Origin of the sequence: Nannocystis exedens (assembly GCF_002343915.1) — a bacterium.
Taxonomy (GTDB): Bacteria; Myxococcota_A; Polyangia; order Nannocystales; family Nannocystaceae; genus Nannocystis; species Nannocystis exedens.
Genome location: NZ_NETK01000001.1, coordinates 922,731 through 948,393 on the forward strand (window position 1 = coordinate 922,731; position 25,663 = coordinate 948,393).

Genomic DNA, 25,663 nt, shown 5'->3' on the forward strand with positions numbered 1-25,663 from the left:
GGTCAAGCGACGGGTGACTTACCTAACATTTTTACATCACGGGTCGACGCGAGCTTGTGGATGCGCCACACAGGGGAGAGCCTCCGCGCTCAGCCGTATGCACGCCCTGACCGACTCGCTGGCAGCCACGATCGAAGCGCTCAGCCGCGAGCTCGCGCTGGTCGTGACCCCCGACGGCCGGATCGAGTGGGCGGACGCGCGAGCCCAACGGCACGGGCTCCAGGTCGCCACCGACCTCCGCGCGGCGGTGGTGCCGGGCTGCGAGGAGAAGCTCGACGAGCTGCTGCGCAGGGCGGCCGAGGAGCGGGTGACCGCCTGGGAGCTCGCGCTGGTGCTCGCGGGCAAGCCGGTGACGCTGTCGTTCTCGGCGCGGCCGGCCGAAGCTCGCATCGCCCTGGTCGCCAGCTTCCTGCCGCAGGACTTGGCCGACGCGATCCACGAGGCCGCCCGCGCCGTCACCGATATCGTCAACCTCAACCGCCAGCTCGCGCGGCAGAAGACCCGGCTCGAGGAGTCGAACAAGGCGGTCCGGGCGCTGCACGCCGAGCTCGAGCAGCACGCCGATCGCCTGCGCACCTCGGCCGAGATCAAGAGCCGCGTGGTCGCCGGCGTCAGCCACGAGTTCCGCACCCCGCTGCACTCGATCCTCGGCCTCTCGCGCCTGCTGCTGTCGGGCTCGGACGGCCCGCTCAACGACGAGCAGCAGACCCAGGTCGCGTTCATCCGCGACTCGGCCGAGGAGCTGTCGCGGATGATAGACGACATGCTCGACCTTTCGCGGCTCGACGCCGGCAACGCCACGATCCGGGCCGCCCGCTTCGCCCTGCGCGACTTCTGGTCGGCGCTGCGCGGGGCGATGCGCCCGCTGGTCCGCGACGACCACGCGGTCGAGCTGGTGTTCGAGCCGGCGCCGGACGTCGAGCTCGAGACCGATCAGGGCAAGCTGGCCCAGATCCTCCGCAACCTGATCGCCAACGCGCTCAAGTTCACCGAGCGCGGCGTGGTCCGCGTGTCGGCGGTCGTCGAGGACGACGACCTCCGCGTGGCCGTCGAGGACACCGGCATCGGCATCGCCCCCGAGGACCACGCGCGGGTGTTCGAGGAGTTCGTACAGATCGACGGCGCCCTCCAGCGCGCGGCGACCGGCGCCGGCCTCGGCCTGCCGCTGGCCAAGAAGCTGGCCGAGGCGCTCGGCGGCCGCATCGAGCTCGACAGCACCCCCGGGGCCGGCTCGATCTTCACCGTCTTCGTGCCGCTCGAGCACGCCGAGAACGACGCCTACCGCCGGCTCGAGCAGGCCGCGAAGAAGCCCGATCCGACGCGCGCGCCGGTGCTGGTGGTCGAAGACGATCGCAGCGCCGTGTTCGTCTACGAGCGCTACCTGTCGATGGCCGGCTTCCAGCCGCTGCCGAACTTCCTCGCCGACATCAAGCGCGACCCGACCACGCACGACGTCCCGGTGCTGGTGTGCACGGCGATGAACCGCGAGTCGCGGTCGCGGGCCCTCGGCGCCGACGAGTTCTGGCTCAAGCCGGTCGACGAGGACAAGCTGATCCGCAAGCTGCACACGCTCGCCTCCGGCCGCGGCGCCAAGGTCCTGGTCGTCGACGACGAGCCGGCGGCGCGCTACCTGATCAAGAAATTCCTCGAGAGCACGCCGTACCAGCTGCTCGAGGCGGCCGACGGCACCACCGGCGTCCAGCTGGCGCGGAGCGAGCGCCCCGACGTCATCCTGCTCGACTTCCTGCTCGCGAACATGACCGCGTTCGACGTGCTCGACCAGCTCAAGGCCGATCCGCGCACGCGGCCGATCCCGGTCATCATCGTCACCTCGCACGCGCTCCCGGTGGAGGAGCGCCGGCGGCTGGCGGAGAGCACCGAGGCCATCCTTTCCAAGGAGCACCTGTCGCGCGAGCTGGCGATCAACCGCATCCGCGACGCGCTCCGGCACGCCGGCATCCGCGAACGGCCGCCGGGCAGCGAACGAGGTGGAGCGTGAGGGAGACCCGCAAACCCCAAATTCTCAACGTCAACGACCACGTGGCCAACCGCTACGTGGTCTCGAAGATGCTCAAGAACGCGGGCATGCAGGTCGCCGAGGCCTCGACCGGCCACGAGGCGCTCGCGCTCGCCCAGGACCCGCGGGCCAAGCCCGACCTCGTCGTGCTCGACGTCCGCCTGCCCGACATCGACGGCCTCGAGGTCTGCCGCCGGCTCAAGGCCGACCCGCGCACGAAGGACATCAAGGTCCTCCACACCTCCGCCACCTTCGTCACCTCGAACAACCGCGTCGAGGGCGTCGAGGCCGGCGCCGACGGCTACCTCACCCAGCCGTTCGAACCGCAGGACTTGATCGCCACCGTGCGCGCCCTGCTCCGCCTCCACGAGGCCGAGGCCAACCTGGTCGCGCGCAACGGCCAGCTCGTCGAGGCCGACCGGCGCAAGGACGAGTTCCTGGCGATGCTGGCGCACGAGCTGCGCAACCCGCTGGCCGCGCTGCACATGGGCCTGCCGGTGCTCGACCGCTTCCCGCCGCACGACGAGCTCGAGCAGCAGACGCGCGAGATCATGCAGCGCCAGCTCGCCCTGCTGACCCGGCTCGTCGACGACCTGCTCGACGTCTCGCGCGTCACTCGCGGCCGTATCGAGCTGCACCGCGAGCCGACCGACCTCGCCCCGCTGGTCGCGCGCGTGGTCGACGTCATGCGCCAGCGGGTCGCCGACCCGCGCCGGCAGGTGATCCGCGTCGAGCTCCCGCCGGGGCCGGTGCAGGTGTCCGCCGACAGCGGGCGCATCGAGCAGGTGCTGACCAATCTGCTCGACAACGCCAGCAAGTACTCCGACCCCGGCACCACGATCGAGGTCCGCCTCGCGCGGGTCGACGGCCAGGCCGAGCTGGTCGTGCGCGACCACGGCATCGGCATCGACGCCGCCACCCTGCCGGCGATCTTCGACCTGTTCGCCCAGGCCACGCGCTCGCTCGACCGCTCGCACGGCGGGCTCGGGATCGGGCTGACGCTGGCGAAGGGCCTCATCGACCTGCACGGCGGCACCATCACCGCCGCCTCCGACGGCCTCGGCCTCGGCACCGAGCTCAAGATCCGCCTGCCGCTGCACGCCGGGCGGGAGCTCGTCGCCGCCCCCCCGACGGAGCCCCCGCCGGCCCCGCCTCGCCGCCGGATCCTCGTCGTCGACGACAACGAGGACGGCCGCAAGATGCTGCGCAAGCTGTGCGAGCTGCAGGGCCACGAGGTCTCCGAGGCCGCCGACGGCCTCGAGGCGGTCCGCTGCGCCCTCGCCGAGCGGCCCGACGTCGCCTTCGTCGACATCGGCCTGCCCGGGATCGACGGCTACGAGGTCGCCCGCCGCGTCCGCGCCCAGCTCGACGGCCCCTCGCCGGTGCTGATCGCCCTGTCCGGCTACGGCTCGGCCGAGCACCGCGAGCGCGCCCACGAGGCCGGCTTCGACGAGCACGTCGTCAAGCCGATCCAGCTCGCCAACCTGCGCCGGATCGTCGCCGGGGCCCAGCCCAAGGCGTGAGGACGCGCCTGTTCGTACGGGCATGCTCTGGGGGGCATGCCTCTTCGGACCTGCCCCGAGGGGCACGTCCCTGCGCGCCTGTCCTTCAGGCCCGCAGCGCCTGGTCGAGGTCGGCGATCAGGTCCTCGACGTCCTCGACGCCCACGGCCAGGCGGACCAGGTTGTCGCGGATCCCGACCGCCTCGCGCTCGGCCGTCGACAGCTCGTAGAACGACATCAGGGCCGGCTGCTCGATCAGGCTCTCGACCCCGCCGAGCGACGGGCCGATCCGCGGGACCCGGCAGCGGTCGATGAAGCGCGACGTGCGGTCGAGGTCGCCGCGGACGAGGAAGCTGACGACCCCGCCGAACCCGCGCATCTGCTCGCGCGCCACCGCGTGGTCGGGGTGCGACGCCAGCCCGGGGTAGAACACCCGCTCGACCTCGGGGTGCGCCTCGAGGAAGCCGGCGATCCGCAGCGCGCTGGCGTTCTGCCGCTCGACGCGGAGCGTGAGGGTCTTGAGCCCGCGGTGCAGCAGGTAGGCGCTGTGGCCGTCGAGCACCCCGCCGAGCATCCCGCGGAGGTCCCGGATCGCGCCGACCAGCCCGGCGTCGCCGCACACGGCCCCGGCCAGCAGGTCGTTGTGACCGCCGAGGTACTTCGTGCCGGCGTGGACCACCAGGTCGGCGCCGCGCCGCAGCGGCTGCAGGTTGACCGGCGTGGCGAAGGTCGCGTCGATCACGATCTTCAGGCCCGACCCGCGGTGCTGGGCCTTGATCGCCGCCAGCCGGTCGAGGTCGACCACGCGCATGTACGGGTTCGTCGGCGACTCCCCGAGCAGCACCCGCGTCTTGCCCGGCACGATCGCCGCCGCCAGCGCCTCGTAGTCGCCTGGCTCGACCAGCGTCGCCTCGACCCCGAACTTGCGCAGGAACCCGGTCACGAACTGGCGCGTGCGCCGGTAGCCGTCGGCCGTCAGCACCACGTGCTGCCCGCCGCGCAGCAGGGCGAACAGCGCGCTCGAGATCGCCGCCATCCCGCTGCCGAACAGCGCGCAGTCCTCGGCCCCCTCGAGCGCCGCCAGCTTGCGCTCGACCGCCGCCACCGAGGGGTTGCCGTAGCGCCCGTACTCCTCGCGCTGGACCCGACCTTCGAAGTGATCCCGCAGCTCCGCGGTGTCGCGGAACGTGTAGGTCGCTGTGCACGCGATCGGCGGCACGATCGCGTTGTCGGGGTTCGGATGGCGCTCGCCGGCGTGGACGGCGAGCGTGGAGAGGCGAGACGGCCCGGTCACGGGCGCACCGTCGCGCATCGGGTCGCCGGGCGCAACGCGCGGAATCGCGCCAATCGCGCGAAATTAGCCGATCCGGACACGGTGGATCCATGGGAGCCTCACCCCGGGAACTACCCGAGGTCTCATGGCCCCCAGCTCCGTCGACAGCGTCTCTCCAACATCCCCCGTCCTCGAGGCCGCGCTGGCGCAAGTCTTCACCGGGCTCACCCGTGCCGGCAGCGAACTCGAGTTACTGACGGCATGCGGCCCGCTTTTCCGTGCACTTGCACCATCCGGCGTCGAGCTGCTCGACGACGGCGGCGGTCGTCTGGCGCGCTGGGCCCCCGAGGGACGCGCCCCCCTGGACGCGGGGCCTGCCCTCGACGCGCAGGAGCTGCGCTGGCGCCAGGGCCCCGTGTACGTCGCCGACGTCGCGACCGACCCGCGCTGCGACGCGGCTCGCGGCGCGCTGCAGGCCGCGGGCGTCGCGGCCACCGCGATCGTGCCGCTGCGCTGCGACGTCCTGGACGTCGTCGGCGCCGTGCGCCTCGACTTCGCCGAGCCGCGCCAGTTCGGCGCCGACGAACGCGACGCGCTCGTCGTGATCGCCAACGGCCTCGCCACCTTCCTCGTCGCCCGGCGTCACCTCCTCCGCCAGCGCGAGGCCCTCCGCGCCCTCGAGCGCGAGCGCACCACCCTCCACACCATCCTCGATCACTTGCCCGTCGGCGTCTTCCTCGCCGAGGCCGGCACCGGCAAGGTCCTGCTCGTCAATCACCGCGGCGTCGAGATGCTCGGCCGCGGCGTCGACCCCAACGCGCGCACGGACAACTACCAGGAGGTCTATCAGTGCATGCGGGTCGGCTCCGACGAGGTCATGCCCGCCGAGGATCTGCCGCTGGTCCAGACGCTCACGAGCGGTGAGCCGAGCCAGGGCGCGATGGACATCCTTCGCCCCGGCGGCGACCGGATCTCGATCGAGGTCTCGGCCGCGCCGCTCCGCGACGGCGACGGCGCCATGTTCGCGGCCGTCGTCGCCTTCAGCGACGTCACCGAGCGCAACCGCGTCGAGGCCGAGCGGACCGCCTATCGCGACGAGCTGATCCGGGCCCAGGCGCAGGCGCTGGCCGAGCGCTCCACCCCGCTCGTGCCGCTGGGCGACGGCGTCGTCGCCATGCCGATCGTCGGCACCCTCGACCGCGAGCGGGCCGACCAGATCGTCGAGGTCCTGCTGGCCGGCTGCGCCGCCCGCAAGGCCCGGGTCGCGATCCTCGACGTCACCGGTGTCCCGCACGCCGACACCGCCGTGGCCGGCGCCCTCCTGCGTGCCGCCGCGGCCGTGCGCCTCCTCGGCGTCGAGCCGATCCTCACCGGCATCCGCCCCGACGTCGCCCGCGCGCTGGTCGCCCTCCACGTCGACCTCAAGGGCCTCGTCACCCTCTCGACCCTGCAAGACGGCATCTTCCACGCCACCGGCCAGCGCCGGCACTGAGCCGCGCGCAGGCGCGCAACCCGTGCGCGCGCGGACCTGTGAACGCCGTCGCGAGCCGGGCTACCCTCGCCCTCTCGCCATCTCGTATGACCCACGTCGACGCCCCCCCGGTCGAGCTGTCCGCCTCGACCGCGCAGATCCTCGCCACCGTCTTCACCGGGCTCGCCGAGGCGCGCAGCGAGGTCGAGCTGCTCGAGGCGGCGCTCGTCTACCTCCGCCCGCTCGGCCCGTTCGCCATCAACCTCCACCTCACCACCGAGTTCGAGGACGGCGTCCCGATCCTCGCCCGCCCGGTCGCCCAGTGGTTCGAGGGCGCCGGCCTCGTGCCGCCCCCCGAGGCCGACATCGACCTCCGCTCCCACCTCTCGATCTCGCAGCTCTGGTACGACCAGACCGCGCCGGTGCTGCTCGAGGACATCGCCACCGACCCGCGCTGCGACGCCGTCTACCGCGAATTCATCACCGGCCACGGCATCCGCGCCCAGGCCATGCTGCCGCTGCACAGCGAGGCCGTCGGCCGGGTGATCGGCGTCGTCGTGCTCCACTTCCGCGCCCCGCGGGCGTTCACCGGCGAGGAGCGATCTGTCCTCAAGACCCTGTCCTTCGGGCTCGCCTCGTTCCTCGCCAGCCGCCGCCTGCTGGCCGAGCGCGAGGAGTCGCTGCGGCAGGCCGAGCGCCAGCGGCGGATGTTGACGGCGGTGCTCGAGAACCTGCCGGTCGGCGTCTACCTGGCCGAGGCCGGCACCCACAAGCCGCTGCTCGCCAACCAGATCGGCGTCGAGACCATGGGCCGGAGCCGGATCGAGGACGGGGGGAAGGTCTACTACGAGGCCTTCACCATCTACCGGCCCGGCACGCGCGACCCCGTCCCGTTCACCGAGCTGCCGCTCTACCGCACCCTCGCCACCGGCGAGCCGCACGCCGGCGTCGTCGACGTCGTCAGCCAGGGCGAGGGCGGCGGCATCGTCACCCTCGAGCTGCAGGCGGCCCCGGTGCGCGACGAGAGCGGCGAGATGTTCGCCGCGGTGGTCGTCTACCTCGACGTCACCGAGCGCAACCGGGCCGAGGCCGAGCGCACGCAGATCCGCGACGAGCTGATCCGGACCCAGGCCCAGGCGCTGGCCGAGCGCTCGACCCCGCTGATCCCGCTCGGCGACGACGTGGTGGCCATGCCGATCGTCGGCACCCTCGACGGCGCCCGCGCCGACCAGATCATCGAGGTCCTGCTGGCCGGCTGCGCCGCCCGCAAGGCCCGCCACGCGATCCTCGACGTCACCGGCGTCCCGCACGCCGACACCGCCGTCGCCGGCGCCCTCCTGCGCGCCGCCGCGGCCGTGCGCCTCCTCGGCGTCGAGCCGATCCTCACCGGCATCCGCCCCGACGTCGCCCGCACCCTCGTCGGCCTCGACGTCGACCTCCGCGGCGTGATCACGCTGTCGACCCTGCAGGAAGGCATCGCCCACGCGACCCGCCAGGCGACGCGCCGCTGACGTCGCGCGCCGGCCCGAGGCGCCCGGGCCGCGTCGAGGATGGCGCTCGCCTCGTCGCGGCATTTCCCCGACCTCTGCAGGTCCCGCACGATGTTCGGAGGCTCGCCGGCGTGCTCCTGGCCGAATCGCAGGAGCGCGTGGCGCTCCGCCGAATTCTTCCGCCGGTCTTTTGCGCTCCTGAACGGCCGCTCCGGACCGCGCATCGATGATCTGATGATACGTCCGCCGCACCGCGCGATGAGCCCCGTTGCGAACGCTTCTCGGGGCCCGCGAGCGCCCGCCGCCGGGAACGGCGACGGCCTCACGACGGGTCGGCCTGGCGCCGGTGCATGAGACCGCGGCCCTTGGAGTCGGGACATTGCTCGCAATGCCGCTCCGACGCAGGTCCGCGCGACCCGCCGGAGCCACGCCGAGGCGTCATCACGGTCGGCGACCCACCGACGCGATGCAAAGCGCTCGCGCCGGTCCGGCCCGGCTCCTGCGAATCAGGTCTCGAACCACGCCTCGCAGCTCATGGCGCCCGGCGCCCCGCTGTACGACAGCGGGATCTCCCGCGCCGTGCCGAGCGGGAGCGGGCCGGTCACGCCGCTGTACGGCGCGGGGATGCCGTAATAGTGATAGACCTTGTACTTGATCGGGAAGTATCCGGCGTTGATGCTGCTGCAATCCGACAGGATGATGGGGCCCGGGTTGTCCAGGAAGACTTTGACGTCGAAGGGGTCGCTGCCGTACACGATCTCGCAGCACATCGGGTGCTTCGCCGCGACCGGGTCGGAGGGCGCTGCTTGCAGCTCGTCCGGGCCGTCCATGCCGGGCGAATCGTCGCCCTCCTCCGGCTGCGCGGCCTCCTCGGCCTCCGGGGCCTCGGCGACGAGCTCCAGCTCGTCCGGGGCGGCCGGCGCTTCGAGCTCGGCGTCGTGGGGAACATCGTCCATATCGTCACAGGCCGCGGCAGACAGGGCCAATAGCGGCACCAGGGCTCGCAGCGCGCGGCCGAGGCCGGACAGAGAACACGAAAAGGTCGACTTGTCGGACAGGGTAAGATTCAACATGGCATCTCCTCGACTTTCCAGTGACCGCCCGCGACGAAGCAATTGTTCGACGCAGCATTTTTCTCCGCGCGACTCTGGTGGTTCGCGCCCAGCCCTGCGGCCCCGACCGCCCGGCGCGCGCGGCGCCCACCCTTCGAGACAGCGCGACGCGCATTGTCGTCGTTCCGCGGCCGTGGCGTTGGCTCGACTTTACGAATAGGCGGACGTCGCTCGCGGTCGGCTTGGCCGCGATTGACGATTCCGTCTCCTTCGACTCTCGCCATTACTCACAGGCGCGAAATCGACTGAGGCTCCACGACCTCGGCGTCCGCACACGCGCTGAGGGATTCGCCGAGACGCCTCGCCCGGGCTCCTGCGGCCCGTAAATCGACGATCCGGGCCGCGGGCGTCCACGGGCGACAGCGCCGGGGTTTTGTGTTTGGATCGGCGCATGCGACGTACGGCATGGCTTCGGGGGGCGCCAGTGGCTTGCATCCTGGCGTGCAACGGCGGGGGCGGCGGGGACACCGACACGACCGACGGGACCGGCGCGGCGGCGACGATGAGCGGCGGGCCGTCGACCGGAGACACGCCTGGCACCACCACCGACGAGCCGCCGACCACCGGCGGGCCGACCGTACCGACCGGCACCGACGGCACCAGCGAGTCGAGCGACACCACCCCGCCGGTCACCACCACCGACGGCACCACCGGCGACCCGCCCGACCCGAACGAGCTCGGCGGCCCGTTCCGCCGCGGGATCAACATCGGCGTGCGCAACCCGGGCTTCAGCGACCCGGACGGCGCCTGGCTCGCGGGACAGGTCGGCTGCAACAGCATCCGGGTCTCGCTGCCGGAGCGGCACCTCGTCACCTGGGGCTACGACATCGAGGTCGCCGACATCGCCGCCTACGCCGACATGGGCCTCGACCGGCACATCGCCTTCTTGACCTCGCCGATCGCCGAGCACTCGACCGCGCCCAACGGCACGCCCGACTGGGAGCTGGCCCACTGGATCCCGAAGAACCTGTACGAGCCGGCGGTCGTCGACGGCAAGATCAACCCCGACAACTACTGGGCCGAATACGTGTACAAGACCGTCAGCACGTACAAGGACCACGTCGATATGTGGGAGATCTGGAACGAGCCCGACTGGGTCGCCGACTGGAATTACACCGAGACGTGGGACACCGACCCGCCGACCAAGGAGCAGCTCGTGCGGTTCGGCGGCTCGATCTTCGACTACGTGCGCATGCTGCGGGTCAGCAAGGAGGCGGCGCTGTTGGCCGATCCGGACGCCAAGATCGCCCTCGGCGGGATCGGCTACCCCAACTTCCTCGACGCCCTGCTGCGCTACACCGACAACCCCGACGGCGGCACCGTCACCGCCGAGTTCCCCGAGACCGGGGCGGCCTACTTCGACATCCTCAACTATCATTATTACCCGCTGTGGACCCCCGGCAATTCGGACGCCGGCGCCGACGGCTTCTTCGCCTCGCGCGACGCCTTCGCCGCCAAGATGGCGGCCGCCGGCGTGCCCGAGCGGCCCTACAACGTCACCGAGGTCGGCGCGCCGAAGACCGCCCTGAACGGCCAGCCCGGCGGCGTCGAGTACGCGCGCAACTTTTATGTCAAGGTGTTCGCGCGGGCCCAGGCCGAGAAGTTCGTCGGCGCCGACTGGTTCATCCTCAGCGACGGCGACCCCGGCGACCCGTTCGGCGAGATGGGCCTCTATCAGGACATCAAGGACCTCGGCGCCAAGGAGGACGCGGTGCCCTCGGTCACGGGCGTCGCCGCCAGGACCCTCAACACCTTGCTGGCCGACTCGCGCGCCGACCCGCCCGCGACCGCGGCTCTCGGCGCGCCCGCGGACGTGCGCGCCTACGCGTTCCGCCTGCCCGACGACCGCCAGGCGATCGTCGCCTGGGCCTACGCGCTCGGCACCGACGAGTCGGCGCAGGCCCACTTCGACCTGCCGACCGACAAGAGCTTCGACCTGCACGCGTGGGACTTCAGCCAGACCGGCACCGCCACCCCGCTGGCCCCCGAGGGCGGGCTCCTCGGCCTCGACCTCACCGCCTCGCCGGTGATCCTCGTCGAGCAGTGACGGCGTGACTTTCGGGACATGCGCTGAAAGGCATGTCCCTTCAAACTTGTCCTTTCAGGCATGTTCTCCCGGTCATGTCTGAAGGCGCGAGCGCCGGGGCCACGCGCCGTCGTGCAGCGCCCTGTCGGCGTCGCGGGGACGCCCGGGCGCCCGCGAACGACGCGCGGACCCGCGACCGCCGAAGCCCGCGCGTGGCTGCGACGGTTCCTATCGGGTTGCGCCGCGTGCAGCCGCGGCCGGCGGCGGCATCGTCGTTGACACTCGCGGAGGGCGTGTTAGTCGTGGCCGCCCGCGATCCCTCGCGGAGACGGCTCCCCCATGCCCGACCTGACGCTGCACGCCCATCCCCTGTCCTCCTATTGCTGGAAGGTCCTGATCGCCCTCTACGAGGCCGGCACCGCCTTCACCTACCAGCACCTCGACCTCGCCGATCCGCGGGCGCGGGCCGACTTCTACGCGCTGTGGCCGATGGGCAAGATGCCCGTCCTGGTCGACGCCACGGCCGGGCGCACCGTCCCCGAGACCAGCGTCATCGTCGAATACCTCGACCGCTACGCCGCGCCGGCGCACCGCATGCTCCCGGCCGACGCCGAGGCGGCGCTCGAGGTCCGCGCCTGGGACCGCTTCTTCGACCTCTACGTGATGTCGCCGATGCAGAAGATCGTCGGGGACCGGATCCGCCCGGCCGACGGCCGCGACCCGTTCGGCGTGGCCGAGGCGCGGCGCACGCTGGACGCCGCCTACGGCGTGCTGGAGGCCCGCATGCAGAGCCGCCAGTGGGCCGCCGGCGACTTCGGCCTGGCCGACTGCGCCGCCGCCCCGGCCCTGCACTACGCCGACAAGATCGCCCCGCTGCGCGGCCGCCTCGCCGCGCTCACCGCCTACCTCGAGCGGCTCGAGGCGCGCCCGTCGTTCGCGCGCGTGCTGGTCGAGGCGCAGCCGTACGCGCACCATTTCCCGCGCGAGAACGTGGGCTGAAGCGCGCGGCTCGAGCCGGCCCGGCGCAACACGGCCGGGGCTCGCGAGGGCGTCGCGTCGGCCACGCGGGCCGGGAGCACCCGGCGCGGGTGCGAACGACGCGGGCCACCTGTCCTGAAGCACATGTCGTCCCGGCCCGCCGCGATCCACCGGCCTCCCGGCACGGCTGTCGACGCATGTCCCCGTGCGACCCGTGTGACCGGCCGACCGCGCCGGCAGCGAACGGCCGCCGTCACCTCCTGACCTGCCTTTGAAGGCATGTCCTCAGCGACAGATGCGCTCGTGGCTCAACCGCGCCGCGCCTGCAGCGCATGGGCCACTCCGGCCTTGAGATCGGCGAGCGCGACGATCGCTCCGAGGTCGATCCCGAGCCCCGCGATCACCTGGGCCACGGGCGGGCGGATCCCGGTGATCACGGCCTCGGCCCCGAGCAGGCGGACGCCGCGGGCGGCGCGGACGATGCCCTCGATCACGTGCGTGTCGATCGTGCGCACCCCGGTGACGTCGAGGATCGCCGTGTGGGCGCGGTGCTCGGCCACCCCGGCCAGCAGCGTCTGCGTGGCCTGTGCCCCGCGGTGGGCGTCGAGCGTGCCGACCAGCGGCATCACCACCACCCCGTCGGCGACCGGCAGGAGCGGCGTGGCGAGCTCCTGCAGGGCCTCCTGGTGGGCGCGCGCGGTCTCCTCCTCCGCCAGCTTGCGCGCGGTGACGTCGTGGAACCACCCGACCACGCCGAGCAGCGCGCCCGTGCGGTCGCGCAGCGGGGCCTTGTGCGTCTCGACCCACCGGTCCTCGCCGTCGACGCGCAGCACCTCGAGGATCGTCGGCTTGGCGACCCCGGTGGTGAGCACCTCGCGGTCGTCGGCCCGGAACTTCTCCGCCTGCGCGCGCGGCCACGGCATGTCGAAGTCGTCGCGCCCGCAGATCTCCGCCGGCGTCGCCAGGCCGGCCTGGGCGGCGAACAGCACGTTGCAGCCGTAGTAACGCAGCGACATGTCCTTCCAGAACATGCTGTACGGCAAGGCGTCCGCGGTCGCTTGCAAGACCACGAGCGCGCGCTCCAGCTCCTCCGCCGAAGTGTTGGCCATCGGGGCCTCAGCCTACGCGACGGGCCCCGTCGGCGCCCGTGGCCGCGCAATCATTACGCCAGGATTTTGTCGTGACGGCGGTCGCTCGAGGGCGGGCCCTCGGGGCGAAACCTAGCACCCACGTGCGCTGATTGCTCGACCGCGGCGACCGCGTCGACTGCCATCATTGAACGGCGTCGGGACGCGGTCGCGACCGCGGGCGCCGTCCGCCGCCGCGGGCCTGGCGGACGGACTCTCCCGCGGCGCAGCCGGCCGGGATGAACTTGGCCATCAGCTCGGCGCGGCCCGACACTCCGAAGGCGCGGAACACGGCCTTGGTGTACTGGTGAATTGTGTGAATGCTGAGACCGAGGTGCTCGGCGAATTGCTTCTCGGTCTGGCCGCCGAGCAGGAGCTCGAGCACCCGCGCCTCGCGCGGCGTGAGCGGCCGCTGCGGCCGGGGTGGGACGGGGGCCTCGTCGTCGAGCAGCCCGTCGGCGGCGGCGGTGAACACGTGGACGAGCGCCGCGTCCTCGGGCTCGAACGGGCGCTCCCCCCAGCCCCGCACCACCGCGAAGCCGCGCACGTGCCCGGCGCTGGCCCCGTAGCGCACCGCGCAGATCCCATCGTCGGTGTCGGCGGCGCGCAGCTGTTCGGCGACGAACGGCGTGCGGTACCAGACCGCGTCGTCGACCAGCTGGCGCCGCGGCGCCACTCGCACGTGGGCCTGCTCGAGCGGTCGATTTTCCATCAACCGGGCCAGCGCCGGGTTCATGCCGACCCCTTGCGCGCGATAGACGGCGAACAGCCGCTCGAGCGGCTCGTCCAGGCCGGCGATGAGCACGTCGCAGGGTCGGCCCAGGCCGCCGGCGCGGAAGTCGCTGATGTTCAACACCGTGGCGAAGCGGCCGCCGATGACCTGCAGCAGCCCGCGCACGAGGTGCGACCGGCGCTCCGCCGGCTGGCATTCACGCGCCTCGGCGATGACGCGCAAGACCCGCTCGATCCGCTCGATGCGCACGCTCCCGTGGTTCATCCCGCGCCGGCCCCAATGATCGTAGGGGACGGTGGCGGCATGCTAGCCGATGTTCTGCGGGCCGAACAGCGGCGGCGACGCGACAGGGATGCGGGCTCTCGGCCTCGGACGGTCCTCACGTCGGTGAGCCCGGCGCGGCAGAGCGCCGGCATCGCGAGCGCATCGACGCCGGCCCGAGCGCGGGCGACCTCGCCGGCCGCGGACTCACGGTCTCTGCACGGACGCCGGCCCGGCCCGGCCCGGCGTCGCCTGGTTTCGCGCCGCGCGACGGACCGCCGCGGCGCGGGACGACGACGACAATGCCCTGAAGGACATGCTTTTTTATACATGTCCTTCGTAACATGTGCTCTGATAAACCTCGACGGCGGCCGCGGCGGCGGCCGGCCGGCCCCTCGCTTGCGGCGCGGGGGGTCGGGGCCATGGTTGCGGCCATGCCTGAAGTCCTGACCCGGCACCCCGAAACCGTCCTTCAAGTCCTGCGCAGCGCCGGCGCCAAGTGCGGCGAGGGGGCGCCGCAGAAGATCCTGACGCAGTGCCCGGCCGAGTCGTTCTGCGCGCTGCCGGGCGGCGAGACCTGCGTCTACGACGTCGCCGACGTCGGGCGGATGACGCAGATCTCCGCCGCGGATCTGGCCCCGTACGTATGCAAGCAGGAGCAAGGCAGCGGCTGTTCCGCCGCGCGCACCGACGCGGGCGGCCTCTTGGTCGTCGGGCTCGTCGCCGGGCTCGCGCTCGGCCGCTGGTCGCGGCGCCGATCGCCGGCGACGCGGTGACGCGGGCGCGACGACCCGGAGCGCGGGCCCCCTGTCTCGCGGCGGCGCGCGTCAGTAACGCTCGCCGTAGCAAGAATCGTAGTAGTCGAGGTTGTACCGGTGGCAGTACTTCTTCGCCTTGCTGCGACACCAGCCGTCCGGCTTGTCGACCGGGTTGACCGGGCGCCGCCAGGCCCTGCGGTAGTCGGAGAAGCCCTCGCAGTAGGCCAGGCAGTAGATCCGGACCTCGCCTCCGGTTTCCCAATAGGTCTCGGCGCCGCTCTCGTCCGGGACCACGCATTCGTAGGTCGCCGCCGGCTGGGTCTCCTCGGTGAACTCGTCGCCAGGCGCGGCCGATTCGCCGGGCTCCGCGGTGAACTCGTCGTCGAGTTCATCGGCGTCGCCGGGCACGGGAAGCGCGATCAAGAACGCACTCATGAGCATCTCGAACATCATGGTCGCCTCATTTCTCGCCGCCGCCGCCATGGCGTCGGCCCCGGGAATATGGCCGGGCGGCATTCGCCGTCCAGCGGACGGCCACGAGATTTCGTCGCCGTCCGCCGCGACCGCACGGGCCTGCGCCCTCGTCGAACCGCACCGCCGCCGGCCGTCCGCGTCCGCGCGAGGCGTCGACCGCGAATGACATGACCGCGACGCGGTCGCGGCGCTTCGCGGCCAGCGAGCCGAAGCGAGCCGCGGGCCGCGAGCGCGCGGGCGTGCGGCCGAACGAGGACGACGGGCCGCACCGCCCGCTCTCGCCCGCGCGGCTGGCCGCGGGAGCCGTTCGCATGGCTGTCGGTGTTCGAACCGGTGCGTGCGCGGCTCGGACGATCACGGATCGGGTCAGTGGGTCGAGACCCGGGCCGGTCGGCCAATTGATCAATCGCCGACATGCGAGAGTCCGGGGCGATGGCGGTCGCGGTCCGCATCGCTCCGCGCGGCTCGGGCGAGGGCTCGTCTCCGGGGGCGAGGGCGCGGCGAGCCGGCGAGCTCGCGCACTGCTGTACGACAAGATCAAGCGCTACGGCCTCGGCGAGTGAGATGTCCCATAGGACATGTCAGAACATTCGGACATGTCCCCGGAGACAGCGTACCGAGGGACATGCCCGAACATTTCGGACATGTCCCTCGATACAGCGCATCGAAGCGGCGCGAGCCCGGTCGAGCGTCGCCGCTCACGCGGCCGCGTCGGCGCGCAGGCGGTCGAGCATCCCCAGGTCGAAGTCGAACCACCGGTTCATCGGCCGCGGCGCCACCGTCTGGCCCCAGTCGACCATCTTGACCAGCTTCTCCGGCAGCAGGTCGAGGTGGTGCGCCGCGGGGTCGCTCCACGCGTGGATCGGCGGCAGCGGGGTGCGGCCGAGCTGCGCGAACACGGCGGCCGCGGCCTGCTCGGCGGTCAGCTCGCCGGCCTCCCAGCGGTCGAAGGTCGCGTCGGTGAAGCGGCTCAGATCCTCGAGCGGGTCCTCGCCGGGCGCCTGGCTCAGCGGCACCGCGTCGGCGTCGAGGGCCGCGAACTCGGCCTTGTCGCCGCTCGCCAGGTACTTCATGCACACCCGGAACATGCGCAGGTCGCCGAAGATGATGTTGGCGAGCCACACCCGCAAGAACGCGTTCCAGGTCGCGAAATTGGCGAACGAGCGGAACGAGTTGTGGACCATGCGGTCGTTGTCGAGCAGCATCCCGTCCTGCAGCCGCCGCGGGTAGTCGAAGCGCGACAGCGTGAAGTCGTCGTCGCGCAGCGCCTGGATCAGCCGCGGCGCGAGCGCGTGGATCGTCTCGAACGTGTTGATCATCCCGCGCGAGTACAGCGCGTCGATGAAGCCGTGGGCGTGCGACATCAGGAAGAAGCGCGGCCCGGCGCTGTCGGTCGCGGTGAACTGCAGCCGGCCCGTGCCGACCCACGGCCGCACCGCGACGCCGCCCTCGAGGTGACGGGCGATGCTCGGGTAGCGGTTCACGACCTCCCAGAACTCCTGCTCCGGCGGGATCCCGCGCTCCGGGTATTTGCGCATGTCGAGGGTGAGGCCGATGCTGGTCAGGTCGCTCTCGGAGCCGGGCACGTTGTCGAAGCGGATCACCCAGAACCAGCCGCCGTCGATCATGTGGTGCAGCGTGCCCTCGTACCAGCCGCGCGACAGGCCCGGCCGCTCGTGCGGGGCGAGCAGGTCGTCGTAGCGCCGGAACCCGCGCATGTGGGTGAAGATCGTCCGCGACTGGGTGCGCAGCGGCGGATCTTTCGGCCGCAGCCCGAGCCGCTCGGCGACCAGCGACTTGTGCCCGGTGCCGTCGACCAGGAAGCGGGCGCGGAACACCTCGTCGCCGGCGGTGCGCAGGACCACGCCGTCGTCCCCGAGCGTGAAGTCGACCACGTCGGTGCGGTCGCGGTAGGTCGCGCCGTGGCGGATCGCCGCCTTCACCACGTAGTGGTCGATGTCGGCGCGGAACAGGTGGCTCTCGGACGCCAGCGGCGTCGGCGGCGGGATCAGCAGGTGCGCCTGCTGCGGGTCCTGCGGCTTGCCGGCCTCGTGGTACAGGAACCCGAACGTCTTCTTCACGCCGCAGTTGCGGGTGACGTGGCGCAGGATCTTCTGCGTACAGCTCAGGTGCTGGATCTCCGGCACGTCGAAGCGCTCGCCCAGGATCCACAGCAACATCGAGCTCTGGGGCTGCATGGCCTCGCCGACGGCGAAGCGTGGATGGGCGCCCTTCTCGAGCAGCAGCACGCGAAAGCCCTGGCGGGCCAGGATCGCCGCCAGCACCGAGCCGGCGATCCCCGCGCCGAGAATGGCTACGTCGTAAGTTTCGTGATTCACGTGATTCCCCCCCAGATGTACCGAATCGGCGAATCGTGGCAGCGAGATCGTCCCGGGCGCCACGGTTCACCGCATCGGAGCATACAGAATGCGAAATCTTCCGGGACGCGGCGTGCGGCGTCAAGGAGGTAGAGGCGACCGGCGCCCAGGCGCTCACCGACGGTAACCGCACTGCCGTCGGCCAGCCGCGGAGCCGCTCGCCAGGCCGCCGCCTATCGCCGCCACACCCACCCGACCGTACGCCGGGCCCGACGCGCGCGCACCTGCGTGATTGCGGCGTCACCGAATCGTGGCACTCGCCGCGTCGCGCGATCGCGCGACCGGTGCATCAGAGGACCTGCAGGTCCGGCGCGACCGCGTGCAATTCGCTCCGCGCCGGGGCGTCCTCGTCCCAGGCGCCGCAGCGGAGCCATTGCAGGGAGCTCAGCCACGGCGCGCGGGCCAGCGGGCCGAGCTCCCACTCGATCGCCTGGCAGGTCAGGTGCAGACGGGCGAGCCGGCGGAGGCGCGGCGCTGCTGCGAGCGCGGCCACGCCATCGGCGCTGAACCGCGTGAAGTTGCCCCACAGCTCCCGCAAGGAGACGAGGCGCCCTGAAGGCGCCCTCGCAGCCGACTACAAGACCACGGCGAAACCACGGAGCACGGGCGAGGATGCGCCAACAAGCTCCGGGCGCGAGCGCGCGCAGGGCATCGTCGCCGATCTCGTCGCTGCCGAGATCGAGCGCGGTGAGCCCGGCGAGCAGCGGCGCGGCGGCCAGGGCGCGCACCCCCTCGTCGGTGCGCCCCGTGGAAGCGAGGACGAGCTTTCGCAGCCGGGGCCACGGAGCCGACACGAACGCGGCCGCGCCGTCGTCCAGGATCGGGTTCCGATCGACGAGCAGCTCGCGCAGGCCGGCGAGGTGAGGGTTGCACGCGAGGTGTGTCGCCCCCGCGAGCCCGAAGCCCGTTTGCAGGAGGCTCCGCTTCTTCAGCCGGGTCAGGTGCGTCGCCTTCGCCAGCGCCTCCGCGGCATCGTCGTCGTGCCGCGAGGCGAGCTCCGTCGATGGCCCGGCGCTACCTGCCGGTCGGTCACGGACCGGCGCGGGTCAGCCGGCCGCGGCCCTGCGCAGCGCGGCGATGTCGATCTTTTTCATCTGCATCATCGCCGCGGTGGCCCGCCTGGCCCGCTCCGGGTCCGGGTCCTCGAGCACCTCGAACAGCGCGTCCGGCACGACCTGCCACGACACGCCGAACTTGTCCTTGAGCCAGCCGCACTGCTGCGCCTTCGGATCGCCGCCCTCGCCGAGCCGATCCCAGTAATGGTCGACCTCGGCCTGCGACTCGCAATGCACGACCAGCGAGATGGCCTCGGTGAACTTGAACTGCGGACCGCCGTTGAGCGCGCCGAACTCGACGCCGTCGAGGGTGAAGCCCACGGTCATGACCGAGCCCGGCTTCGGCATGCCGGGGACGCTGCTCTCGTGGCTGTAGCGCGTGATCTTGTCGATGCTCGAGTTGGGGAAGATCGAGGCGTAGAAGTTCGCCGCCTCCTCGGCCTGGTGGTCGAACCAGAGGAAGGTCGAGATCCGCTGCTTGATCTTGGCTGCCATGGTGATTCCTTCGTGATGTGTGCCGTGTCGACGTTGGGATGAACCCCGGCCCTGCCTGGGCGGCACCTCGGCCGTGCTCACGACATCTGTCGTTTCCGCCGGGCCGTTTTCGACACGGCCGACCCTCGGACCCGAAGGAACTTTTTCGCGGCCCTGTCCGCCGGCAGAACCCGCCGAGCGCGATGCGCAATTTCGCCCGCCGCCCTCCGGCGACATCGAGAGGACGAACTGGAATGCACGCAACCAGACGCTCGCCGGAATCCTGCCGCCAGCGCCGCATGCATTCGCTCGAGTCGCGTGATTCGTCGGGACGGCTCGACGTACGAGCGAAGCGACGCGCGCTCAGGGGACGAGCCCGACGATCTCGTCGCGCAGCTCGCCCTCCATCGTGAACCTCGCGACCGTGGTCCAGATCGCGCCGTTCGGGGCCACGGCGATCGTGCTCGGCGGCGTGGCGGTGTCCAGCGCGGCTCGCCAGCGCTCCTCGCCGGCGGGCGAGAACTTCATGACCACGTTCATCCCGTCGGGGTCGAAGCAGACGGTGACGAAGTCGCCGTTGCCCGGGTCGACGGCGAAGGCGCGGACGGATCTGCACCCCTCGGGGAGCCGGTGCAGGGCCGTCTGCTCGCCGCCCGGGTCGTGGACGAGGAGCAGGCCGGTGTCGACGGCCTCCGGCCGGCGCTCGTAGCCGCCGACGACGATCGCGCCGTCGGGAGCGAGGGCGACGTCGACAAAGTAGCTCGGCGCCTGATCTGTGCTCGGCTCGGGGTCGTGGGTGCGCTCCCAGGCGATGGCGCCGGACGGATCGACCTTGAACAAGAGGGCGACGTGCTTGCCGGGCGGGGCCTGGTCGGAGAGAACGCCGGCGACGTAGACGTTGCCCGCGGCGTCGGCCGTGATCCCGCTCGGAATCGAGAACTCGCGGGTCGTGCGCCACCGCTCGGCGCCGGCGGCGTCGAGGCCGATCACCACCGTGGCGTCGGGGTCGGCGCGGGCGACGAGGACGTAGCCGCCCGGGACGACGGCGAGGTCGCGCGCGTCGCCGGCGAGGTCCACCGACGGACTCTCCGTGCCGTCGCCGGCGAACACGCCGAACCAGGTCGCGCCGCTCTCGGGGACGGAGTTCTGGAAGTCGACGGTGCCGACGACGGCCCAGCGCCCGTCGCCGGTCGGCGCGGCGTCGTAGCCGATGTCCCGGAAGTTCTGCACGCCGTTGTGCGAGAAGCTGGCCAGCAGGGCACCGTCGGCCGCGGCGATTCGGCCGAGCCAGATGTTGTCGTTGTGGCCGCACGGTGTCTCGTAACCGATGGCGACGACCTCGTCGTCGCTCGGGGCCATCAGCCGCGAGACGTAGCGCCCGAACATGCAGTCGTCGCCGAGGTCGGCGGTGTCGTAGCGGACGAGGACGCTGCCGCCCATCGCCTCGCCGCCGGTCTCGGTGCCCGTGCCCGGGCCCGCGCCCGTGCCCGTGTCCGTGTCCGTGGTGGGAGTCGATTCGTTGCCGCCGCAGGCGACGACGAGCGCGAGCGCGAACCAGCCGATGGAGCGGGTCATCCCGTCAGCGTATCGCCGGCGCTCGGAGAGCCGCAACGCCGCGAACACCGCACGGGCGACCGCGAGTGCGCCTGCGCCGCACCGGGGCAAGGTCGCATTTGCAGGCGCTCGCACCCCGACCGGCGCGAGACGAATCGCAGGCGGAGCCGCACGCACCGACGCGCCGCGCGATCGCTGCCGCGAGTTTGGGCCCGTGGCGCCCGCGTCAGTCCATCGCCGCGAGCTCGCGGTCGAGCTGCGCCTCGTGCTCGTCGCGCGGGCGCTCGGGTCGACGTGACGGCGGCTCCTCCTGCGCCCGCGGGCCCTCCGGCGGCAGACCTCGCCGCACGCGCTCGAGATCGGCGACGAGCGCCTCGCCCTGCCGCGGGTCGACGAGGACGAGCGTCGAGATCCGGCGCCGCCTGGCCCCCTCGCGCAGCTCGATCACCACGCCGCGCGGCACTTCGCCGAGCGGCAGCACCGTGAACATGTAGCGGACGATCACGCGGGTGAACGTGAGCTGCAGCCCGGCGCTGGCGAAGCGGACCGGCGCGCCGCGACCGTCGGGCACCTCGACGTGCGCCGTGCCGACGCGAATTTCACCGCGCGCGCGGTACTCCGCCGTCGTCAAAAAATAGATCACCGGCGCCGCGACGACGAGGCCGCCGAGGCCGACGATCTTCCACGAATACACACCCTGGGCCAGCGCGAGCGCGCAGACGTAGCCCGCCCCGGCCGCGAGCCCGAACAGCACGCCGACGACCAGCCAGTAAGCGAGCGGAGTGCGGACGGGATAGGCGGCCGGGTCCATGGGTTTCGCAGCGTAGCGGACTCGCGCGGCTCCGTCACCGCGACGCGGGCGATCACCGTCCTGTCGTCGCGCCCGTGCCCGCGCTCGATGTACCGCTCCATCAGCGCCGCGATCGCCGGCAGCACCGCCAGCGCCCGCTCGGCGCGGCTCGCCTCGTCGAGCATCCACCGCGCGTCCTTGCAGCCATCGCCGGCTCCCACGGCGCCTCGGCGAATTCGCCGGCCGGCACGCGGCAGCGGCCGGCGAAGACGCTACGCTCCTCCCCATGCGACCCGCGCCGACGTTCCTCGCCTCCCTCGACGACGCCGTCGACGTCCTGCTCGCGCGCGTGCCCGGCCCGCTCCACGTCGGCGCCCCGCTCGGCCTCGGCAAGCCGCACCGGCTGCTCAACGCGCTGTACCACGAGATCGCCGCCGACCCCGCGCGGCCGCTGCACCTCTACACCGCCCTCTCGCTCGACCCGCCCGACCCCGGCGACGGCCTGCAGGCGCGCTTTCTGGCCCCGTTCGTGCGCCGTCACTTCGGCGAGGACTTCCCGCGCCTCGCCTACGTCGAGGACCTGCGCCGCGACAGACTGCCGCCGCACGTCGAGGTCGAGGAGTTCTACCTGCAATCCGGCGCGCTGCTCGGCTCGGCGGCGGCGCAGCGGCGCTACACCAGCCTCAACTACACCCACGTCGCCCGCGCCCTGGCCGAGCGCGGGCTCAACGTGATCGTGCAGAAGGTCGCGCGCGAGCCCGGCGAGGCCGCACCGACGCGCCTGTCGCTGTCGTGCAACACCGACGTCACGCTCGACGCGCTCGACGCCGTGGCCGCGCGCGGCGGGCCGCGCCCGCTGCTGGTCGCGGAGGTCGATCCGGCCCTGCCGTGGCTCGGCGGCAGCGCGGCCGTGCCGAGCGAATTCTTCGACCTCGTCGTCACCCCGCCGGGCCCCTACCCGCCGCTGTTCGGCCTGCCGCGCCAGCCGGTCGGCGACGCCGACTACGCGATCGGCTTCCACGCCAGCACGCTGGTGCGCGACGGCGGGACCCTGCAGATCGGCATCGGCGCGCTGGCCGACGCGCTGAGCCACGCGCTCGTGCTGCGTCACACCGACAACGCGGCCTACCGCCGGATCTTGCGCGCGCTCGGCTCGCCGCGCGCGGACGACCCCGCGCTCGCGCCGTTCGCCGCCGGCCTGTACGGCTGCAGCGAGATGGTCAACGAGGGCTTTCGCCGCCTCGTGCAGGTCGGCGTCGTGCGGCGCAAGGTCGTCGACGACCTCGCGTTGATGCGGCGCCTCGCGGACGGCTCGGCCGACGCCGACGATCGGACCCGGCTGGCGCGCGAGGGCGAGTACCTGCACGGGGCGTTCTACCTCGGCTCGCCCGAGTTCTACGCGTGGCTGCGCGAGCTGCCCGACGACGAGCGGCGCGCGATCGGCATGCGCCGCGTCAGCGCGATCAACGACCTCGACGGCCGCGACGAGCCGCTCAAGCGGCTGCAGCGCCGCGACGCCCGCTTCTTCAACACCTGCATGATGGCGACCGCGCTCGGCGCCGCGACCTCCGACGCGCTCGACGGCGGTCGCGTCGTCTCCGGCGTCGGCGGGCAGTACAACTTCGTCGCCATGGCCCACGCGCTGCCCGACGCGCGCTCGGTCCTGATGCTCCGCGCCACCCGCGACAGCGGCGGCCGCACCACCTCCAACGTGGTGTGGAGCTACGGGCACACCACCATCCCCCGCCACCTGCGCGACGTCTACGTCAGCGAGTACGGCGTCGCCGACCTGCGCGGCCGCGCCGACGAGGACTGCGCGGTCGCGATGACGGCGATCGCCGACGCCCGCTTTCAGGCGGGGCTGGTCGCCGCGGCGCAGGCGAACGCGAAGCTGCGGCGGAGCTTCGAGGCCCCGGCGCGCTGGGCCGAGAACACTCCCGCGGCGCTGCGCGAGCGCCTGGCCCCGCACCGGGCCGCCGGCGCCCTGCCCGACTATCCGCTCGGCAGCGACTTCACGCCCGTCGAGCAGCGGCTGGCGAAGGCGCTGGCGTGGCTCAAGGCGCACGCCGATCACAAGCTGCAGATCGCCGTGCGCGCGATGACCGGCGCGGCGACCGAGGACGGCGAGGCGCTGCAGCGCATGCAGCTCGATCGCCCGCAAGGGGCGCAGGAGTGGCTGCTGTCGCGGCTCCTGGGCCTGGCGCTGCGCATGACCGCGTGAGTGAGCGGCGAGCCCGGGCCGATCGGGCCTTGTCCTCCACGACATGTCCGATAAGACAGGACACCGGCCCGGCCGATACCTGTCCTTCGTGACATGTCCGTTGAGGTAGGGCGATGCCCCGGCCGACGTTGTACCCGCCGTCGTGACATGCCCGATGCGTCAGGCTCTCGGCCCGAGCACATGTTCTGTCCTTTCCGACATGTCGCATCGACATATCGAACCGCGACGCACCTGTCCGACAGGTCATCCGACCGCCGAACCGCGGCTCAGCCGCCCTCGAGCGCGCGCAGCCCGGCGACGAGGGCCTCGTAGACGGCGGCGACCCGGGGCACGCGGCGGATCGCGGCGCGGGTGACGATGTGGACCTCGAGCGGCGGCAGCGGCGGCAGCTCGGCCACGTCGAGCACGCAGAGCTCGGGCATCACCCCGACGTAGCTCCGCGGCGCGACGGCGACGCCGAGGCCCGCGCGCACCAGGGCGAGCTGCGTCTCGACGCTGGTGCACTCGAGCGAGGCCCGCGGCGCCCCGATCGCGTCGAGCCAGGCCCGCTCGGGCGCGACGAAGCTCGGGTGGACGTACGAGATCCACGGCAGGTCGCGCGCCGCCACGCCCCGGAGCCGCCGCCTGGCCGCCTGGGACGCCAGCGGCACCCGCTCGAGCCGCGCCACCCGCTGACCGACGAGCTCCCCTCGGGGCGTACGGAAGAAGCGGATGGCGATGTCGGTCTCGTGGCGCGCCAGATCGACCGCGGCGTCGCTGGTGTGCAGCTCGATCGCCAGCTCGGGGTGGCGGGCCAGCAGCGGCGGGAGCACGCGCGGCGCGACCAGGTGCTGCGCCAGCCCCTCGGTCAGGGCGACGCGGACGCGCCCGCTCACCCGCACCTCGCTGGCGTGGGCCCGGTCCTGCAGGGCGAGCATCGCCCGCTCGACCTCGAGCGCCGCCTCGACCAGCTGCGCGCCGAAGCTGGTCTGCACGACCGCCCGCGGCCCGCGCTCGAACAGCTTGCGCCCGAGCGCCTCCTCGAGCGCGGCGATCCGGCGGCTCACCGTCGATTGCTCGGTCGCCAGGGCCCGGGCCGCCCGCGAGAACGAGCCCTCGCGCGCGACCGCGAGGAGGTAGCGCACCGCGTCCCAGTCGCCCAGCAGGGCCGTCGCCGCGACCTGTCGACTCATGCGCACCTGCATAGCACGTATGAAGATTTTCGCATGGCATCCCGGAGCCGGCCGCCGCAGGCTGAGCGGCATGAAAAGAGCGCTGATCCTCCTCGGCCACGCCGACCCCGCCAGCTTCAACGCCGCCGTCGCCCGGGCCTACCAGGCCGGGTTCCGCATCGCCGGGGGCGAGGCGGAGATCGTGACCCTGAGCGACCTCCGCTTCGACCCGGTGCTGCGCCGCGGCTTCCGCGGCGACCAGGCGCTCGAGCCGGACCTCGTCGCGCTGCGCGCCCGCATCGAGGCCGCCGCGCACCTCGTGTGGGTGTTTCCGACCTGGTGGGTCTCGCCGCCGGCGGTCGTCCGGGCGCTCGTCGATCGGCTGTTCCTCCCGGACTGGGCCTTCGCCTACCGGCCCGGCAAGGCGCTGCCGGAGGGCCTGCTCGCCGGCCGATCGGCGCGCGTCCTGACGACCATGGACAGCCCCTCGTGGTGGTACGCGCTGTGGCACTACCGCGCGCTGCACGGCTCCTTCGTCAACGGCACCCTGCGCTTCGTCGGGCTCGCGCCGGTCAAGCTGTCCGCGCTGTTCGCCACGCGCACCCGCACCGCCGCGCAGCGCCAGCGCTGGCTCGCCGAGGTCCAGGCGACCGCGGCCGCCGACCACGCCCGCTGTCGCGTCGCCTCGCGGCCGGCGCGGTCGGAGCTCGGCGCGACCAGCCGCGCGCTCGCGCCGTGACGACCCCGCTGTCCACGAGTACGAGGCCACTTCATGACGAATCACCACGAGCGGCCGCTCCAACGCTTGCTCGATCACC

At 72.5% G+C, this 25,663-nt stretch carries 21 protein-coding genes; 10 read left to right on the forward strand and 11 right to left on the reverse strand.

What is annotated here, in order from left to right; all coding sequences use genetic code 11:
- The first annotated feature begins 97 nt into the window (after positions 1 to 97).
- Both NAEX_RS03505 and NAEX_RS03510 read left to right on the forward strand, forming a co-directional pair.
- A complete protein-coding gene (locus NAEX_RS03505) occupies positions 98 to 1,999 on the forward strand; it encodes an ATP-binding response regulator (RefSeq protein ID WP_177325900.1) in 1,902 nt (633 codons plus the stop codon).
- A complete protein-coding gene (locus tag NAEX_RS03510; RefSeq protein WP_096326100.1) occupies positions 1,996 to 3,540 on the forward strand; it encodes a response regulator in 1,545 nt (514 codons plus the stop codon). Before NAEX_RS03505 ends, NAEX_RS03510 begins: the two co-directional genes overlap by 4 nt.
- 85 nt (positions 3,541 to 3,625) lie before the next feature.
- Here the strand turns inward: NAEX_RS03510 and NAEX_RS03515 are convergent, their stop codons facing one another.
- On the reverse strand, positions 3,626 to 4,813 hold the full coding sequence (locus NAEX_RS03515) for a trans-sulfuration enzyme family protein (RefSeq protein ID WP_245913605.1): 1,188 nt from the start codon (positions 4,811 to 4,813) through the stop codon (positions 3,626 to 3,628).
- A gap of 124 nt (positions 4,814 to 4,937) precedes the next feature.
- Here NAEX_RS03515 and NAEX_RS03520 point away from each other — a divergent pair, with 124 nt between their 5' ends.
- Positions 4,938 to 6,284 (forward strand): STAS domain-containing protein, encoded by a 1,347-nt coding sequence (locus tag NAEX_RS03520; protein ID WP_096326102.1) that lies wholly within the window; start codon positions 4,938 to 4,940, stop codon positions 6,282 to 6,284.
- 86 nt (positions 6,285 to 6,370) lie between these two features.
- Positions 6,371 to 7,774, forward strand: coding sequence for an STAS domain-containing protein (locus NAEX_RS03525; protein WP_096326103.1), 1,404 nt, complete (start codon positions 6,371 to 6,373; stop codon positions 7,772 to 7,774).
- Between the two features lie 485 nt (positions 7,775 to 8,259).
- Here the strand turns inward: NAEX_RS03525 and NAEX_RS03530 are convergent, their stop codons facing one another.
- Positions 8,260 to 8,826, reverse strand: coding sequence for a hypothetical protein (locus tag NAEX_RS03530; RefSeq protein ID WP_143140429.1), 567 nt, complete (start codon positions 8,824 to 8,826; stop codon positions 8,260 to 8,262).
- A gap of 430 nt (positions 8,827 to 9,256) precedes the next feature.
- Here NAEX_RS03530 and NAEX_RS03535 point away from each other — a divergent pair, with 430 nt between their 5' ends.
- Together NAEX_RS03535 and NAEX_RS03540 are read left to right on the forward strand one after the other, a co-directional pair.
- Complete coding sequence (locus tag NAEX_RS03535; protein WP_143140430.1) at positions 9,257 to 10,912, forward strand: glycoside hydrolase 5 family protein; 1,656 nt, start codon at positions 9,257 to 9,259, stop codon at positions 10,910 to 10,912.
- 318 nt (positions 10,913 to 11,230) lie between these two features.
- Positions 11,231 to 11,890, forward strand: a complete 660-nt coding sequence (locus tag NAEX_RS03540; RefSeq protein ID WP_177325901.1) for a glutathione S-transferase family protein — start codon at positions 11,231 to 11,233, stop codon at positions 11,888 to 11,890.
- 287 nt (positions 11,891 to 12,177) lie between these two features.
- Here the strand turns inward: NAEX_RS03540 and NAEX_RS03545 are convergent, their stop codons facing one another.
- Together NAEX_RS03545 and NAEX_RS03550 are read right to left on the reverse strand one after the other, a co-directional pair.
- Complete coding sequence (locus NAEX_RS03545; RefSeq protein WP_096326106.1) at positions 12,178 to 12,978, reverse strand: PAS domain-containing protein; 801 nt, start codon at positions 12,976 to 12,978, stop codon at positions 12,178 to 12,180.
- 163 nt (positions 12,979 to 13,141) lie between these two features.
- On the reverse strand, positions 13,142 to 13,993 hold the full coding sequence (locus NAEX_RS03550; RefSeq protein ID WP_096326107.1) for a helix-turn-helix transcriptional regulator: 852 nt from the start codon (positions 13,991 to 13,993) through the stop codon (positions 13,142 to 13,144).
- A gap of 431 nt (positions 13,994 to 14,424) precedes the next feature.
- Between NAEX_RS03550 and NAEX_RS03555 the strand changes: the two genes are divergently transcribed.
- A complete protein-coding gene (locus NAEX_RS03555; protein WP_096326108.1) occupies positions 14,425 to 14,766 on the forward strand; it encodes a hypothetical protein in 342 nt (113 codons plus the stop codon).
- Between the two features lie 51 nt (positions 14,767 to 14,817).
- Here NAEX_RS03555 and NAEX_RS03560 read toward each other — a convergent pair whose 3' ends face one another.
- Entirely contained in the window at positions 14,818 to 15,171 is a 354-nt protein-coding gene (locus tag NAEX_RS03560; protein ID WP_143140431.1) for a hypothetical protein, read from the reverse strand.
- A 10-nt stretch (positions 15,172 to 15,181) separates the two neighbouring features.
- On the opposite strand from NAEX_RS03560, the gene NAEX_RS47240 reads away from it, so the two are divergent.
- A complete protein-coding gene (locus NAEX_RS47240) occupies positions 15,182 to 15,388 on the forward strand; it encodes a hypothetical protein (protein ID WP_143140432.1) in 207 nt (68 codons plus the stop codon).
- 532 nt (positions 15,389 to 15,920) lie between these two features.
- On the opposite strand, the gene NAEX_RS03565 is transcribed toward NAEX_RS47240, so the two are convergent.
- The 5 genes from NAEX_RS03565 to NAEX_RS03585 all read right to left on the reverse strand — a co-directional run bounded on the left by NAEX_RS03565 (position 15,921) and on the right by NAEX_RS03585 (position 21,494).
- On the reverse strand, positions 15,921 to 17,561 hold the full coding sequence (locus NAEX_RS03565; protein WP_170135419.1) for an NAD(P)/FAD-dependent oxidoreductase: 1,641 nt from the start codon (positions 17,559 to 17,561) through the stop codon (positions 15,921 to 15,923).
- Between the two features lie 328 nt (positions 17,562 to 17,889).
- Positions 17,890 to 18,138, reverse strand: coding sequence for a hypothetical protein (locus NAEX_RS03570; protein ID WP_096326111.1), 249 nt, complete (start codon positions 18,136 to 18,138; stop codon positions 17,890 to 17,892).
- A gap of 508 nt (positions 18,139 to 18,646) precedes the next feature.
- Positions 18,647 to 19,150: a VOC family protein gene (locus NAEX_RS03575; RefSeq protein ID WP_096326112.1), complete on the reverse strand. Its 504-nt coding sequence runs from the start codon at positions 19,148 to 19,150 to the stop codon at positions 18,647 to 18,649.
- A 342-nt stretch (positions 19,151 to 19,492) separates the two neighbouring features.
- On the reverse strand, positions 19,493 to 20,704 hold the full coding sequence (locus tag NAEX_RS03580) for an NHL repeat-containing protein (protein WP_096326113.1): 1,212 nt from the start codon (positions 20,702 to 20,704) through the stop codon (positions 19,493 to 19,495).
- 205 nt (positions 20,705 to 20,909) lie between these two features.
- Positions 20,910 to 21,494 (reverse strand): hypothetical protein, encoded by a 585-nt coding sequence (locus NAEX_RS03585; protein WP_096326114.1) that lies wholly within the window; start codon positions 21,492 to 21,494, stop codon positions 20,910 to 20,912.
- Between the two features lie 265 nt (positions 21,495 to 21,759).
- Between NAEX_RS03585 and NAEX_RS03590 the strand changes: the two genes are divergently transcribed.
- The gene (locus tag NAEX_RS03590; RefSeq protein ID WP_096326115.1) at positions 21,760 to 23,694 is read left to right on the forward strand and encodes an acetyl-CoA hydrolase/transferase C-terminal domain-containing protein; all 1,935 of its coding nucleotides are present in this window, start codon (positions 21,760 to 21,762) and stop codon (positions 23,692 to 23,694) included.
- 266 nt (positions 23,695 to 23,960) lie between these two features.
- Here the strand turns inward: NAEX_RS03590 and NAEX_RS03595 are convergent, their stop codons facing one another.
- A complete protein-coding gene (locus tag NAEX_RS03595; RefSeq protein ID WP_170135420.1) occupies positions 23,961 to 24,866 on the reverse strand; it encodes a LysR family transcriptional regulator in 906 nt (301 codons plus the stop codon).
- A gap of 70 nt (positions 24,867 to 24,936) precedes the next feature.
- Here NAEX_RS03595 and NAEX_RS03600 point away from each other — a divergent pair, with 70 nt between their 5' ends.
- Positions 24,937 to 25,584: an NAD(P)H-dependent oxidoreductase gene (locus NAEX_RS03600; protein WP_096326117.1), complete on the forward strand. Its 648-nt coding sequence runs from the start codon at positions 24,937 to 24,939 to the stop codon at positions 25,582 to 25,584.
- The last annotated feature ends 79 nt before the right edge of the window (positions 25,585 to 25,663 follow it).

Bases quoted from the DNA above. Each gene is read 5' to 3' on its own strand.
- NAEX_RS03505 (WP_177325900.1), top strand. From the start codon at position 98: ATGCACGCCCTGACCGACTCGCTGGCAGCCACGATCGAAGCGCTCAGC.
- NAEX_RS03520 (WP_096326102.1), top strand. From the start codon at position 4,938: ATGGCCCCCAGCTCCGTCGACAGCGTCTCTCCAACATCCCCCGTCCTC.
- NAEX_RS03525 (WP_096326103.1), top strand. From the start codon at position 6,371: ATGACCCACGTCGACGCCCCCCCGGTCGAGCTGTCCGCCTCGACCGCG.
- NAEX_RS03530 (WP_143140429.1), bottom strand. From the start codon at position 8,826: ATGTTGAATCTTACCCTGTCCGACAAGTCGACCTTTTCGTGTTCTCTG.
- NAEX_RS03535 (WP_143140430.1), top strand. From the start codon at position 9,257: ATGCGACGTACGGCATGGCTTCGGGGGGCGCCAGTGGCTTGCATCCTG.
- NAEX_RS03540 (WP_177325901.1), top strand. From the start codon at position 11,231: ATGCCCGACCTGACGCTGCACGCCCATCCCCTGTCCTCCTATTGCTGG.
- NAEX_RS03545 (WP_096326106.1), bottom strand. From the start codon at position 12,978: ATGGCCAACACTTCGGCGGAGGAGCTGGAGCGCGCGCTCGTGGTCTTG.
- NAEX_RS03550 (WP_096326107.1), bottom strand. From the start codon at position 13,993: ATGAACCACGGGAGCGTGCGCATCGAGCGGATCGAGCGGGTCTTGCGC.
- NAEX_RS03555 (WP_096326108.1), top strand. From the start codon at position 14,425: ATGCCTGAAGTCCTGACCCGGCACCCCGAAACCGTCCTTCAAGTCCTG.
- NAEX_RS47240 (WP_143140432.1), top strand. From the start codon at position 15,182: ATGAGCATCTCGAACATCATGGTCGCCTCATTTCTCGCCGCCGCCGCC.
- NAEX_RS03575 (WP_096326112.1), bottom strand. From the start codon at position 19,150: ATGGCAGCCAAGATCAAGCAGCGGATCTCGACCTTCCTCTGGTTCGAC.
- NAEX_RS03580 (WP_096326113.1), bottom strand. From the start codon at position 20,704: ATGACCCGCTCCATCGGCTGGTTCGCGCTCGCGCTCGTCGTCGCCTGC.
- NAEX_RS03585 (WP_096326114.1), bottom strand. From the start codon at position 21,494: ATGGACCCGGCCGCCTATCCCGTCCGCACTCCGCTCGCTTACTGGCTG.
- NAEX_RS03590 (WP_096326115.1), top strand. From the start codon at position 21,760: ATGCGACCCGCGCCGACGTTCCTCGCCTCCCTCGACGACGCCGTCGAC.
- NAEX_RS03595 (WP_170135420.1), bottom strand. From the start codon at position 24,866: ATGAGTCGACAGGTCGCGGCGACGGCCCTGCTGGGCGACTGGGACGCG.
- NAEX_RS03600 (WP_096326117.1), top strand. From the start codon at position 24,937: ATGAAAAGAGCGCTGATCCTCCTCGGCCACGCCGACCCCGCCAGCTTC.